This window comes from Lysobacter sp. SCRH-1R (assembly GCF_057747855.1).
The window spans coordinates 3843712-3857548 of sequence record NZ_CM173227.1 but is presented as its reverse complement, the minus strand read 5'-3'; the positions used below and the strand labels follow the sequence as shown (position 1 = coordinate 3857548).

The window sequence follows — 13837 nt, the reverse complement described above, 5'->3', positions numbered from 1 at the left end:
TCCCGATGCTATGCGACGCGTTCGTCCGCAAGGCGAGTTGAATGCCGCCTGCACGACGCAAATCGCCAAGAAAAAGTCTCTCTCTACTGCGGTGCGCGCGACGCAGATCGCATCGCGCGCACGGCACGTTCCCTCAATACGTCCTTGCCCGCACGAGCACCCCCGCCGCGTCGGCCGTCGCCACGATCTTGATGTAGTAGCGGCCCTTCGCGGGCGACATCGTGTTCAGGACCTGGTTCGTACCCGGCCGCACCGAAGCGCCCATGTTCGACGCCGGCATCGGTTCCGCCTCGTAGTTGAGATACGCCGCGAGCGTGCCGCGGCCGCCGTAGCTGGTGAACTCCAGACGGCTCCTGCCCTCGGGAACGTCGATGGCGTAGATCACGCTTTGACCTGCGGCCAGCGGCGGCATCGACTCGGCGACGTTGTCGGTCAGGCGCAGCGCCTGGATGGGCTGGCCGAACCGCTTGGCACGATCCACCGCGGCTGCCGCGTCGACGATGCCCGCGCCGATCGGCCGATCGGGCCTGGTGGGGAACGGCCGCGCCGACGACACCAGCAAGCCCTCGACCTGCGCCGGCGTGAGTGGCATCGCGGCGATGCCCTGCATCAGCGCGACGATGCCCGATACGTGCGGTGCCGCCATCGACGTGCCGGTCATGCCGACGTAGCGGTCGCCTTGGGGCACGGTCGCGCCGGTGTTGTGCGTCGACCAGATGTAGCCGTTCGGCGAGCCTTCGACGCCTGCACCGCCGGGCGCGGAAACATCGACGCCGCTGCCGTAGTTCGAGTATCCCGCGCGTTGTCCGCTGTAGCCGGTCGCGCCGACCGCCACCACGCGTGCGCAACTCGCCGGCGCATGGCCGGCGACATCCGCGTTGTCGTTGCCCGCCGCGACGACGACCGTCGCACCGAGCGACACGGCCTTGTCGATCGCCGCCTGCGTGTCGGCTTCGCACGCGTGCGAGCCGCCCAGGCTCATGTTGATGACTTCTGCGGGATTCGCGTTGTCCGGCACGCCGTCGATGTGGCCGCCGGCGGCCCACACGATCGCGTCGTTGATGTCGGAGGTGTAACCGCCGCAGCGGCCGAGTACGCGCACCGGCACGACCTTGGCGTCATACGCCACGCCCGCGCCACCGATGCCGTTGTTGGTGACTTCGGCGATCGTTCCCGACACATGCGTGCCGTGCCAGCTGCTGCTGCTCGCGGTCGAGCCGGCGCCACACTGGCCAGCGACGGTGAAGTCGCCCAGGTCCCAACCGCCCGGCACGCGGTCGTCGTCCGCGCGCCCCGAGACTTCATGGTCGGTGATGAAGTCGTAGCCCGGCAGCAGGTTCGCGGCGAGGTCGGCGTGATTCGTCGCGCCGGTATCGAGCACCGCGACCACGATGCCCGCGCCGGTCGCGCCGGCATTCCACGCGCTGGTGACACGCGCACCGCCGGCGCCGGTGCCGTAGTGCCACGTCTGGTGCGTGGCGAGCATCGGATCGTTCGGCAGCGCGGTCGGGCGCATCAGGCGGTCGACGCTGACCGATTCGACGTTCGGGTCGCTGGCGATCGCGCGCATCAGCGCTTCGGCCTGCGTCCGGTCCAGGCGTTGCGATGCGCGCACGACGCGGCGACCGGTCGCGGTGGCGCGCAGGGAATCGATGCGCAACGCGGCGGCGCCGCGCAGGCCCGCGATGCGCGCGCCCATCTGCGGACGCGCGCGCTCGGCGGCCGCGGTCATCGCGCGCTGGCTCGCGGCCGGCTGCGTGCGTTCGGCGCTGCCGTCGCGGTATTTCACGATGAAGCGGGGCGAGACGGTGGCGTCGTCGATCGACGACAGGTCGACGACGCCTGCGAACGCGGGCGCGCCGGCGGCGGCGATCAGGAGGCTCAACAAGGTGCGGCGGAAGGTCATGCGTTATTCCTCGAATGGACGTGCGGAAGAACGGCGCCCGGGGTGGGGGCCGCTTCGATGCGGAGCGGGTTACAGGTCGATGCCGAAGCCGACGCCGGCGGCGTTGTCGTCGCTGCTGAAGGCGCCGCCGATGGAGAACGAAGCGCGGTCGCCGATGGCCTTCGAGTAGCCGATCGACAGCGCGCTCTCGCCGTTCTGCCAGCCGGCACCGACGCCGATGCGACCGCGCGGGCTGCGCGCATTGGCCGCGTTGATCGACATGTTCATCATCGCCGCGCTCATCGCGCCCTGGCGGTCGATGCGTTCGTCCTGTTTGCCCAGGCGATACCCGATGTCGTCGCGCAGTTGCGTGAACTCATCGCTCATCGCCTGATAGCGGCTGTCGGTGTAGGCATTCGCGCGCGACAGCGTCTGCGCGTCGCCGGCCTGCACCTGCCGCACGTTCGCGGCGTCGTGCGCGTTGACGCCGTCGGCGACCTGCGTGACGCGCCGCTGCGTCTGCGCATTGCCCACCGACACGGTGTCGGCTTCGTCCGCGACCGAGCCGTGGCCCAGCGCGACCGCGTTGTCGGCCGTCGCCGAGGCGCCCTGTCCGACGGCCGTGCCCGATTCCGCGGTGACGCTCGCATCGGCACCGATGGCGACCGCATTTGCCGCGTGCGCGGTGATCGTCGCGTGGCTGCCGACCGCGGTGCTGCCGTCGGCCTGCACCGATGCCCCCGTGCCGATGGCGGTGTCGTTGGGGCTCAGTGCGACGCTGCTTTCGCCAACCGGCAGGCCGGCACCGGTGCCGACCGGCACGTCGCTGTGCGCGCCGCCGAGGTGGTTCTCGACGACGGTGAGGCGATCGCCGAGACCGGCGATACCGGCATCGAGCGCGTCGAACGCCTGCGCAACCGTGTGGTACTGCGCGCCGAACAGGTGGAACGTCGGCGCGGTCATCAGCCCGTCGGCGTCAAATGCGGCGCCGCCGCCGAAGCCGGCGAGCACGGAACCAAGCTGCTCGACGTTGACCGCGTCGCTGCCGGCGATGCCCGCGCGCAGGTTGGCGATCGTCGTGCCGGTGGTGCCGCCGAGCGTGACCTGGTCGCGCGTGGCCGGGTCGTCGTACTTCACTGCCGCGTCGTCGAGGGTTCCGATGGAGTCGTCGAACTGCGCGATCGCGGTGTTGAGCTGCGCGACGTTCACCGCGTCGGTGTCTTCCGTGCCGGCGGCGACGTTGGCGATCTGGCGTTCCTGGCCGGCCGAGCCGACGGACACGGTGCCCGCGCGATCGGCCACGGCGCCGGCGCCGATCGCGACGCTGTCGTCGGCCAGCGCCATCGCGCCGCTGCCGAGCGCGGTGGAGCGCGCGGAATCGGCGACGGCGTAGCTGCCGACCGCGGTGCTTTCGATGCCGCCGGCGAACGCGTTGAAGCCCATTGCGCTGCTTGCGGTGTCGGTCGCGAACGCATTCGCACCGACGGCCACGGCGTTGTCGGCGCCAGCATAGGCGTACGCGCCCGTCGCGGTGGTGTGTTCGCCGAAGGCCTGCGCGCCGTTGCCGATCGCGGCCGCGTTCGTGCCGGTAGCCTGTGCGTTGGCGCCGAGCGCCGACGCGCCAATGCCATCCGCCGATGCGGCATCGCCCAGTGCGATGGCATCGTCGGCCAGCGCTTCGGCACCGGTGCCCAGCGCCATTGCGTTGCTGATGCCGCCGCCGCCGCTGGTGCCGACGTGGGCGCCCACACCGAAGGCGATGTTCCCGGTACCGAAGCCGCCCCACGTCTTCGCATCGGCACCGATCGCCACGTCGTCATGCCACGACGCGACGGCCGAATCGCCCAGCGCGATACTGCGCATGCCCCACGCGACGGTGTCGTTGCCGATCGCGACAGAGAACGCGTCATTGGCCAGGCTCGACGTGCCCAGTGCGGTGCCCAGATGGCCACGTGCGTACGCGCGGAAGCCCAGCGCCGTTGCGCCATTGATGACGGTGAGATCGTTGGACTGGTAAGGCGCGGTGCCGCCCTGCGCGCTGTAGAACGAGCTGGTGATCGCACCCGGCCCGACGGCGGTGTCGTAGTTGCCAAACGCACGGGAGCCGCTGCCGATGGCTTGCGAACCGGTGCCGAGCGACTGCGTGTACACCGTGCCCAGCCCGGAGCCGGGGAACGTCACACCCAGGTCGAGCAGCCCACCGATGGCCGTGGACTGGTAAGCGACGGCGTAGCTGCGCGTGCCCAGCGCCGTGGTCTGGTAGCCGTAGGCGATTGCCCGATAGCCCAGCGCCGTGCCCCAGCCGCGCACCGTGGCAGCGGAAGCGCCGATGACCGTGTTGTTCTGGTCCTTGAGCAGCCTGGTGCCTGTTGCGTCCATGCCGTCGCCCAGCGTTTGCGCATCCGCGCCAATGACCACGCTGTTGCCGCCGAGCGCACGGGCGTTGTTGCCGATCACCGTCGTGCTGTTCGCAGGTCCGGCGGTGAAGTAGTTGCTCGTGCTGCCAAAGCCGGTGAGCGTCTGGCCCAACTTCGCTTCGGCCAGCGCATTGGCGCCGATCACGACCGTGCCATCGCCGTTGGCGCGTGCGTTCGTGCCCATCGCCATCGAGTTCTGCGCCGGGCCGGCGGTGGTCGTCTGCACCAGCGTGCTGACGCCCGCCGTCGTGCTCATGGCGAGGGTGTTGGCGACCTTCTCCACCGTCGCGCCGGTGCCCAGTGCGATGTCGTTGCTGCCGTTGGCGCGCGCCTGGGTGCCCATCGCGATGCTGCCGGTCTGGTTGCCCGTTGCCGGTGCCGTGGCGGTGGTCGTCGTCACGGTGTCGGGCGTGCCCTGGACGGTAGTCCTGGTGGTCGTGGTGACCTGCGCCTGCGTCTGCGCCTGGTTGCCTACCGCGATGCTGTTGTCGCCAGTCGCGACCGCGCGCACGCCTACGGCGACGCTCGAGGCGCCCAAGCCCTGCGCCGCCGCGCCAATGGCCGTCGCGTTGTCGCCCTTGGCCCACGTGATTTCGTCCGGATCGACCTGACCGTCGCCGTCCAGGTCGATCCACGAGCCGATCGCCGTGGCGTTCTTTCCCGATGCGGTGGACTCATCGCCGACAGCGACCGCTCCGGCACCGGGTGCCTGGGCGTCGGGACCGCAGGCGAGGGCGTTTGCACCTGAGGCCGCGCTGTCGATGGGCAGCAGCATGCCCGCGTCGTCGAACAGCTGGCAGTTGCCGCCGGCGAGGGCGGGGCTGGCAATCGCGGACAGGAGCGCGAAGGTCAGGAGGCGGCGTTGCGGTCGGGCATGCGGCTGCATCGGGGACATGGCGGTACTCGCTGGTGGGAAGGGCACCGGACGACGTCGTCCGGGCGAACCCCACCGTTGCGTGCGCCACCGTGGCCGGCTTGAAAGCGCCATGACAGGCGATTCCGCCGGATCAAAGACCGATGACAGAGCCGCCACCGCCCCATCAAAAGTTGTAGGAACGCCAGAAATGCCGCTCGGAACTTTCCGAACGCCGTGCGCGAAACCCTACAAACGAAAACGGCCCCGGCAGCGTTGCCGGAGCCGTCTTCGGTTTTCAGTGCGGGCGACCCGGGCGGGCGCCCGCGAGGCTCAGTCGCCCAGCGTCAGGAGCGAGGCGTTGCCGCCTGCGGCCGTCGTGTTGACGGTGATGGTCTTCTCGGTGGCGAAGCGCGGCAGGTAGTGCGGGCCGCCGGCCTTCGGGCCGGTGCCGGACAGGTTCTGGCCGCCGAAGGGCTGCACGCCGACGACCGCGCCGATCTGGTTGCGGTTGACGTAGCAGTTGCCGACCTTGATGCGCGAGGCGATCTTCTCGATCGTCTCGTCGATGCGCGAATGGATGCCCAGCGTCAGGCCGTAGCCGGTCGCATTGATCTGGTCGATCACCGCGTCGAGCTGGTCGGCCTTCCAGCGGATCACGTGCAGCACCGGTCCGAAGATCTCCCTGTGCAGCTGGTCCAGCGACTTGAGCGTGTACGCGCGCGGGGCGAAGAAGCTGCCGTTCGCGGCTTCCGCGTCGAGCGTGACTTCCGCGATCTTGGTGGCTTCGCGATCCATGCGCTCGGCGTGGTCACGCAGCATCTTCAGCGCGTCCTCGTCGATCACCGGGCCGACGTCGGTCGACAGCAGGCCCGGATCGCCGACCTTCAGCTCGGCCATGGCGCCGGCGAGCATCGTGGTGACCTTGTCGGCGATGTCGTCCTGCACGAACAGCACGCGCGCGGCCGAGCAGCGCTGGCCGGCGGAGGTGAAGGCCGAGGCGATCGCGTCCTTCACCACCTGCTCGGGCAGCGAGGACGAGTCGGCGATCAGCGCGTTCTGGCCGCCGGTTTCGGCGATCAGCACGCCGATGGCGGCGTCGCGCGCGGCGAGCGCGCGGTTGATCGCGCGCGCGGTGTCGGTCGAACCAGTGAACGCAACGCCGGCGATACGCGGATCCTTGGTCAGCGCGGCGCCGACGGTGGCGCCGTCGCCCGGCAGGAACTGCAGCACGGCTTCGGGGACGCCGGCTTCGTGCAGCAGCTTCACCGCGTAGTAGCCGATCAGGTTGGTCTGCTCGGCCGGCTTGGCGATGACGCTGTTGCCTGCGGCGAGCGCCGCGGCGATCTGGCCGGCGAAGATCGCCAGCGGGAAGTTCCACGGGCTGATGCAGACGAACACGCCGCGGCCGGACAGCTGCAGCGTGTTGGATTCGCCGGTCGGGCCCGGCAGCGGCTCGATCGCGAACTGCTTGCGCGCCTGCGCGGCGTAGTAGCGCAGGAAGTCGACGGCTTCGCGCACTTCGGCCACGCCGTCCGGGATCGACTTGCCGGCTTCGCGCGTGCACAGCGCGATGTATTGCGGCATGCGCTGCTCGAGCAGGTCGGCGGCATGCTCCAGGATCGCGGCGCGGCTGGCGGCGGGCGTCATGTTCCAGGCATCGTGCGCGGCGACGGCGTTCTGCAGGGCCTTCTCGACGGTCGCGCTGTCGGCGGCCTGCCACTGGCCGACGGTCTGGCGACGGTCCGCCGGGTTGGTCACCCCGATCTGCGGGCCGGTGACGTTCGCGCCCGGCACGAGCGGCGTGGCGCGCCATTCGCTGCGCGCGGCGGCGTTGATCTGGTCGGCGAGCGTGCGCAGCTGGTCGTCGTTGGCGAGGTTGATGCCCATGGAGTTGGTCCTGTCGATGCCGAAACTGCGGTACAGATCGAGCGGCTGCGGGATGCGCGGGTGCGCGATGGATTCGAATGCGGAGACGGTGGCGACCGGATCCTGCACGAGATCATCGATGGCGATGTCCTCGTCGGTGATGCGGTTGACGAAGCTGGAGTTGGCGCCGTTCTCGAGCAGGCGGCGCACCAAATACGGCAGCAGGTCCTCGTGCGAACCGACCGGCGCGTACACGCGGCACGGCACGTCCAGGCGATCGGCCGGGATCACCTCGGCGTACAGGTCGTCGCCCATGCCGTGCAGCTTCTGGAATTCGAAGTGCTTCGCGCGGCCCATCGATTTCGCGCGCTGGTGGATCGTCGCGATCGTCTGCGCGTTGTGCGTGGCGAACATCGGGTAGATCGCGTCCGACGCCTCAAGCATGCGGCGCGCGTTGGCGAGGTAGCTCACGTCGGTGTTCGGCTTGCGCGTGAACACCGGGTAGCCGGGCTGGCCTTCGACCTGCGCGCGCTTGACCTCGCTGTCCCAGTAGGCGCCCTTCACCAGGCGCACCGGGATGCGGCGGCCGGTACGGCGGGCGAGATCGGCGATGAAGTCGATCGCCTCCGGCGCGCGCTTCTGGTACGCCTGAATCGCCAGGCCGTAGCCTTCCCAGCCGTCGAGCGAGGCGTCCGAGTACGCGGCGGCGATGACGTCGAGCGAGAGCTCCAGGCGGTCGGCTTCCTCGGCGTCGACGGTGAAGCCGATGCCGTAGGACTTCGCCATCTGCGCCAGTTCGAGCACGCGCGGCACCAGTTCGGACATCACGCGCGCGCGCTTGGCGTGCTCGTAACGCGGATGCAGCGCGGAGAGCTTCACCGAGATCGACGGCGCCGCGAAGACGTCCTTGCCCTTGAAGTCGCCGCTCTTGCCGATCGCGTGGATCGCATCGCGGTAGGCCTGCAGGTAGCGCAGTGCGTCCTTCGTGGTGAGCGCGCCTTCGCCGAGCATGTCGAAGGAGTAGCGGTAGGCGGCGTTGCCGTTCTTCTGCGAACGGGCGAGCGCCTCGCCGATTGTGCGACCCATCACAAATTGATGGCCCATGATCTTCATCGCCTGGCGCACGGCCAGGCGGATCACCGGCTCGCCGACACGGCCGAGCAGGCGCTTGAAGGCGCCGTGCACGTCGCGCTTGGTCTCGTCCGCCAGGTCGACCAGGTGGCCGGTCAGCATCAGGCCCCAGGTCGAGGCGTTGACCAGCACCGAGTCCGACTGGCCCATGTGCTTCTTCCAGTCCGCATCGCCGAGCTTGTCGCGGATCAGCTTGTCGGCGGTTTCCTGGTCCGGAATCCGGAGCAGCGCTTCGGCCACGCACATCAGCAGCACGCCTTCCTCGCTGCCCAGGTCGTACTGGCGCATGAAGGCCTCGATCGCGCCCTGGTCCTTGGCGCGGGCACGGACGCGGCGGACGAGGTCCGCCGCGGTGGCCTGCGCCTGGAGGCGGTCGGCCTCGGGCAGGCGGGCGCGGTCGAGCAGGGCGCGCACGTGGCTGGCTTCGTCGCGGACCCAGCCGGCGGTGATGGCGGCGCGCGGCGCGGCGGGGACGGGCGGGAGTTCGGGGCTGATCAGCGCGTGCGGCGCCGGCGGGCCGTCGCTTTCGACGGCGGTGGCGGAATGGATGGTCATGGGCCAGGAGACAGCCGAGGGAAGCCCGATAGTCTAGAGGTTCCGTGTCGCGCCCGGTGTTGCGCGCTTGGCCTGCTAGCGTCGTCGCGACGCGCCGGGGGTGCTGGACGGGCGCGGCCGGTATTGCGAAATTTGCCGGAAGTCCGGTGCGGTTTGACCGGCGCGGTTGTTGGGTTCGTGAACCGCAGGTAAAATGAGCGGTTCCGCGGGGCAGTTTTCCGGTTCCCTGTTTGGGTCCTACAAGGGCTGTGATGCCCACTGCCCCGAGTCGCGGATGAGCCCGCCAGCCAAGCCGAACGGCTCAGCCAGTCCAAAACATCAAGCGTACTTTTGGGGCTCGAACAGATGAAAGCCGGTCGTTTCAAGCAGTGGGGCGCGGGCATCGCCGCGATGGCGCTGCCGGTCCTTGCCAGTGCGCAGGCGGCCGATCCCAAGCCGTGGCAGCTCAACATGGGCCAGGGCGTGACCGTCCAGTCGGCCAACGCCTACAGCGCGCACATGTTCGCCCTGTGGGTGTGCGTGATCATCGGCATCCTGGTGTTCGGCGCCATGGGCTACGCCATGTTCAAGTTCCGCCACGCCAAGGGTGCGGTGCCGGACAAGGATTTCACCCACAGCACGAAGCTCGAGGTCATCTGGACCGTCGTCCCCGTCGTGCTGCTGGTCCTGATGGCGTTCCCCGCCACCAGCAAGCTGATCAAGATGTACGACACCCGCAACGCCGAGATGACCGTCAAGATCACCGGCTACCAGTGGATGTGGAAGTACGACTACCTGGGCGAGAACGTCGGCTTCACCAGCCGCCTGGACCGCAAGAGCGACCAGATCCGCCAGAGCGGCGTCGATGCCCGCACGGCCGACCACCCGCACTACCTGCTCGACGTCGACAACGTGCTGGTGCTGCCCACCGACACCAAGATCCGCTTCGTCATCACCGCCGACGACGTGATCCACGCGTGGTGGGTGCCGGCGCTGGGCTGGAAGCAGGACGCGATTCCGGGCATCGTCAACGAGGCCTGGACCGACATCAAGGAGCCGGGCATCTACCGCGGCCAGTGCGCGGAACTGTGCGGCAAGGACCACGGCTTCATGCCGATCGTGGTCAAGGCCGTGCCGAAGGCCGAGTACCAGCAGTGGCTCGCCGCGCAGAAGGCGAAGAACGCTCCTGCACCGGCTCCGGCCGCGCAGCCCGCCGCCCCGGCCCAGCCGGAAGCGACCACCCCGAACACCGACGCCACGGCCGCGACTGCTGCAAAGCAGACGCCGGTCGCCGGCTGATCGTCCCGAAATCCTGAGGTAGGCCATGGCCGTCACGCACGCTGACACCCACCATCACGATGATCACGCCCACAAGCAGGGCTTCATCGAGCGTTGGTTCTTCTCGACCAACCACAAGGACATCGGGACGCTGTACCTGATCTTCAGCTTCATCATGTTCATCATCGGCGCAGGCATGTCGGTGGTGATCCGTGCGGAGCTGCTGCAGCCGGGTCTGCAGTTCGTCGAACCGATGTTCTTCAACCAGATGACCACCGTGCACGCGCTGGTCATGATCTTCGGCGGCGTCATGCCGGCCTTCGTCGGCCTGGCGAACTGGATGATTCCGCTGCAGATCGGCGCGCCGGACATGGCGCTGCCGCGCATGAACAACTGGTCCTTCTGGATCCTGCCGTTCGCTTTCGCGATGCTGCTGCTGACGCTGTTCCTGCCGGGCGGCGCCCCGGCCGGCGGCTGGACGCTCTATCCGCCGCTGTCGCTGCAGGGCGGCAGCAACGTGGCTTTCGCGATCTTCGCCATCCACATGATGGGCATCAGCTCGATCATGGGCGCGATCAACGTCATCGCCACCGTGCTGAACATGCGCGCGCCGGGCATCGACCTGCTCAAGATGCCGATCTTCTGCTGGACGTGGCTCATCACCGCGTTCCTGCTGATCGCCGTGATGCCGGTGCTCGCCGGCGCGGTGACGATGCTGCTGACCGACAAGTTCTTCGCCACCTCGTTCTTCAACGCGGCCGGCGGCGGCGATCCGGTGATGTTCCAGCACATCTTCTGGTTCTTCGGCCACCCCGAGGTCTACATCATGATCCTGCCGGCGTTCGGCGTCGTGTCGGAGATCATCCCGACCTTCAGCCGCAAGCCGCTGTTCGGCTACCAGGCCATGGTGTACGCGACCGCGTCGATCGCGTTCCTCTCGTTCATCGTGTGGGCGCACCACATGTTCACCGTCGGCATGCCGCTCGGTGGCGAGATCTACTTCATGTTCGCCACGATGCTGATCGCCGTGCCGACGGGCGTGAAGGTGTTCAACTGGGTGACCACGATGTGGCGCGGCTCGATCTCGTTCGAGGCGCCGATGCTGTGGGCGATCGCGTTCGTGATCCTGTTCACCATCGGTGGTTTCTCGGGCCTGATGCTCGCCATCGTCCCGGCCGACTTCCAGTACCACGACACCTACTTCGTGGTGGCGCACTTCCACTACGTGCTGGTGACCGGCGCGCTGTTCTCCATCATCGCCGCGACCTATTACTGGTGGCCGAAGTGGACCGGCCGCATGTACAACGAGGGCTGGGCGAAGTTCCACTTCTGGTGGACGATGATCTTCGTCAACCTGCTGTTCTTCCCGCAGCACTTCCTGGGCCTGGCCGGCATGCCGCGCCGCATCCCGGACTACAACGTGGTGTTCGCGGACTGGAACTTCGTCAGCTCGATCGGCGCGTTCGGCATGTTCGTCACGCCGTTCATGATGGCCTTCATCCTGTGGCGCTCGAAGGCCGTGGGCGTCAAGGCCGAAGCCCGCGCCTGGCCGACGGCCCGTGGCCTGGAGTGGACCGTGCCGAGCCCGGCGCCGCACCACACGTTCTCGACGCCGCCGGTCATCAAGGATGGCGATCTCGCGCACGGCGACATCACTCATTAAGAGGTAGCAGAGGAAAAGGCGCGGAGGTTTCCGGCTTCGGATACGTGGTCGCTCTTCCACAACCCCGCCGTTACGCCGCTTCGCGATGCAACGGCCGCCCCCTTCACTCAAGGGGGCTCCAGAAGCCAAAGCCTCTTCGCCCCTCACGTTGGACACCGCAATGAACCAGCCCGCCCACAACCCCGACGAGATCGCAGCGCGCCGCAAAGCCGCGCGTCGCACGGCGTTGTGGGTGGCGGCGATCGCGGTCGCGGTGTACGTGGTGTTCATCGCGATGAACACGGTGGGCAAGTGAACGGCGCGCAGGGCCAGCACGACCAGCACGAATCCGCACCGGCGGCGCCGGCGCGCAAGAGCGCGGGCCTGGCGAAGATGGTGGTCGTCGCCATCGGCGCGTTCGCGCTGACCTTCGCGCTGGTGCCGCTGTACCGCATCGCGTGCGAGAAGGTGTTCGGCATCCGCCTGGAGCGCACCGCGGCCGAGGGCGTGCAGGACGCCCACGCGGCGCCGGCGAAGCGCGTGATCACCGTGCAGTTCGACGGCGGCGTCAATTCGAAGCTGCCGTGGGAGTTCTCGCCGAACCAGGTCACGATGCAGGTCGTGCCCGGCGAGCTGTACGAAACCACCTACCACGCGCGCAACACCTCGCAGCGTACCGTCGTCGGCAGCGCCGTCCCGTCGGTCGCGCCGGCGCGCGCGTCGGGCTACTTCAGCAAGACCGAATGCTTCTGCTTCACCGCCCAGACGCTCAAGGCCGGTGAAGTGCGCGACATGCCGGTGCGCTTCATCGTCGATCCGAACCTGCCGGCCGACGTGAAGACCATCACCCTGTCGTATACCTTCTTCAAGAACGACGCGCTCACCGCCCAGGCGCAGGGAACGGCCCACGCCGCGCCCGCGCCGATGTCGGCGCCCTGACGCGACCCTTTCCCAGCAATCGCACCACTGACCGGAACGCCGCCATGGCCCAAGCCCAATCAGACGCCAACATCTACTTCGTGCCGCACAGCAGCCGTTGGCCGTTCCTCGGTTCGATCGCGCTGTTCACCACCATGGTCGGCATCGCCAGCTGGTTCAACGAAGTCAGCTGGGGCAAGCCGGTGTTCTTCTTCGGCATCGCGCTGATGGTCGGCGTGCTGTTCGGCTGGTTCGGCGACGTCGTGCGCGAGTCGGTGCGCGGCAACTACAACAAGCAGGTGGACACCTCGTTCCGCATGGGGATGATCTGGTTCATCTTCTCGGAAGTGATGTTCTTCGGCGCCTTCTTCGGCGCGCTGTTCTACGCCCGCCAGTACGCGATGCCGTGGCTGGGCGGCGAAGGCGACGGCGTGATGACCAACTCGCTGCTGTGGCCGGGCTTTTCGGCAGCGTGGCCGAGCAACGGCCCGGGCGGCATCGGCGGCGTCTACCAGACGATCCCGGCGTGGGGCCTGCCGCTGCTCAACACGCTGATCCTGCTCACCTCGGGCATGACGGTCACCATCGCGCACCACGCGCTGAAGGCCGGCCACCGCAAGCAGCTGCTGGTCTTCCTCGGCCTGACCGTGCTGCTCGGCGCGCTGTTCCTGTTCTTCCAGGCGGAGGAATACATCCACGCCTACACCGAGCTGAACCTCACGCTGGGTTCGGGCATCTACGGTTCGACGTTCTTCATGCTGACCGGCTTCCACGGCGCGCACGTCACGCTCGGCACGATCATGCTGGCGGTGATCTGGTTCCGCTGCCTGAAGGGCCACTTCACCAAGGACAACCATTTCGCGTTCGAAGCGGTCGCCTGGTACTGGCACTTCGTCGACGTGGTGTGGCTGGGCCTGTTCCTGTTCGTCTACGTGCTGTAACAGCACGTGATTCGTGATTGGTGATTCGTGATTCGCTGAAAGCGCAGCCGCATTCACCAATCCACAAGAAAGGCGACGGGATAACCGTCGCCCTTTTTGCTTTTACGAATCACAAATCACGAATCACGATTCACCGACCGGCGCCTTACGGCCCGCCGTGGAACTTGATCCACCCCATGTAGTTGGCCAGCACCACGAGCAGGATCAGCGCGATGGACAGCGCGATGCGGCGGGTGAGCGCGTTGACGGTGCGCTTGCTCTCGCCCTTGTCCACGAGCATGTAGTAGAGGCCCGCGCCCAGGTTCCACAGGATGACGATCAGGAAGGCGATGATCAGCAGTGTCTTGAGCGAGTCGTTCATGGGGGCCT

At 68.1% G+C, this 13837-nt stretch carries 9 protein-coding genes; 5 read left to right on the top strand and 4 right to left on the bottom strand.

Annotated elements, in window-relative coordinates; all coding sequences use genetic code 11:
- Window positions 1-133: 133 nt before the first annotated feature.
- The 3 genes from AC3ANK_RS17630 to putA all read right to left on the bottom strand — a co-directional run bounded on the left by AC3ANK_RS17630 (window position 134) and on the right by putA (window position 8710).
- Window positions 134-1906, bottom strand: coding sequence for a S8 family peptidase (locus AC3ANK_RS17630; RefSeq protein WP_484171599.1), 1773 nt, complete (start codon window positions 1904-1906; stop codon window positions 134-136).
- Between the two features lie 69 nt (window positions 1907-1975).
- A complete protein-coding gene (locus AC3ANK_RS17625; RefSeq protein WP_484171598.1) occupies window positions 1976-5197 on the bottom strand; it encodes a YadA-like family protein in 3222 nt (1073 codons plus the stop codon).
- Between the two features lie 291 nt (window positions 5198-5488).
- On the bottom strand, window positions 5489-8710 hold the full coding sequence (gene putA, locus AC3ANK_RS17620; protein WP_484171597.1) for a bifunctional proline dehydrogenase/L-glutamate gamma-semialdehyde dehydrogenase PutA: 3222 nt from the start codon (window positions 8708-8710) through the stop codon (window positions 5489-5491).
- Between the two features lie 345 nt (window positions 8711-9055).
- Between putA and coxB the strand changes: the two genes are divergently transcribed.
- The 5 genes from coxB to AC3ANK_RS17595 all read left to right on the top strand — a co-directional run bounded on the left by coxB (window position 9056) and on the right by AC3ANK_RS17595 (window position 13468).
- Entirely contained in the window at window positions 9056-9988 is a 933-nt protein-coding gene (gene coxB, locus AC3ANK_RS17615; protein WP_206862411.1) for a cytochrome c oxidase subunit II, read from the top strand.
- Between the two features lie 25 nt (window positions 9989-10013).
- Window positions 10014-11630 (top strand): cytochrome c oxidase subunit I, encoded by a 1617-nt coding sequence (gene ctaD, locus AC3ANK_RS17610; protein WP_206862410.1) that lies wholly within the window; start codon window positions 10014-10016, stop codon window positions 11628-11630.
- A gap of 160 nt (window positions 11631-11790) precedes the next feature.
- A complete protein-coding gene (locus AC3ANK_RS17605; protein WP_267896508.1) occupies window positions 11791-11925 on the top strand; it encodes a hypothetical protein in 135 nt (44 codons plus the stop codon).
- A 77-nt stretch (window positions 11926-12002) separates the two neighbouring features.
- A complete protein-coding gene (locus tag AC3ANK_RS17600) occupies window positions 12003-12548 on the top strand; it encodes a cytochrome c oxidase assembly protein (protein WP_206862450.1) in 546 nt (181 codons plus the stop codon).
- A gap of 44 nt (window positions 12549-12592) precedes the next feature.
- Window positions 12593-13468, top strand: coding sequence for a cytochrome c oxidase subunit 3 (locus AC3ANK_RS17595; protein ID WP_206862409.1), 876 nt, complete (start codon window positions 12593-12595; stop codon window positions 13466-13468).
- 145 nt (window positions 13469-13613) lie between these two features.
- Here AC3ANK_RS17595 and AC3ANK_RS17590 read toward each other — a convergent pair whose 3' ends face one another.
- On the bottom strand, window positions 13614-13829 hold the full coding sequence (locus AC3ANK_RS17590; RefSeq protein WP_158983730.1) for a twin transmembrane helix small protein: 216 nt from the start codon (window positions 13827-13829) through the stop codon (window positions 13614-13616).
- Between the last annotated feature and the right edge of the window lie 8 nt (window positions 13830-13837).

Bases quoted from the DNA above. Each gene is read 5' to 3' on its own strand.
- AC3ANK_RS17630 (WP_484171599.1), bottom strand. From the start codon at position 1,906: ATGACCTTCCGCCGCACCTTGTTGAGCCTCCTGATCGCCGCCGCCGGC.
- AC3ANK_RS17625 (WP_484171598.1), bottom strand. From the start codon at position 5,197: ATGTCCCCGATGCAGCCGCATGCCCGACCGCAACGCCGCCTCCTGACC.
- putA (WP_484171597.1), bottom strand. From the start codon at position 8,710: ATGACCATCCATTCCGCCACCGCCGTCGAAAGCGACGGCCCGCCGGCG.
- coxB (WP_206862411.1), top strand. From the start codon at position 9,056: ATGAAAGCCGGTCGTTTCAAGCAGTGGGGCGCGGGCATCGCCGCGATG.
- ctaD (WP_206862410.1), top strand. From the start codon at position 10,014: ATGGCCGTCACGCACGCTGACACCCACCATCACGATGATCACGCCCAC.
- AC3ANK_RS17605 (WP_267896508.1), top strand. From the start codon at position 11,791: ATGAACCAGCCCGCCCACAACCCCGACGAGATCGCAGCGCGCCGCAAA.
- AC3ANK_RS17600 (WP_206862450.1), top strand. From the start codon at position 12,003: ATGGTGGTCGTCGCCATCGGCGCGTTCGCGCTGACCTTCGCGCTGGTG.
- AC3ANK_RS17595 (WP_206862409.1), top strand. From the start codon at position 12,593: ATGGCCCAAGCCCAATCAGACGCCAACATCTACTTCGTGCCGCACAGC.
- AC3ANK_RS17590 (WP_158983730.1), bottom strand. From the start codon at position 13,829: ATGAACGACTCGCTCAAGACACTGCTGATCATCGCCTTCCTGATCGTC.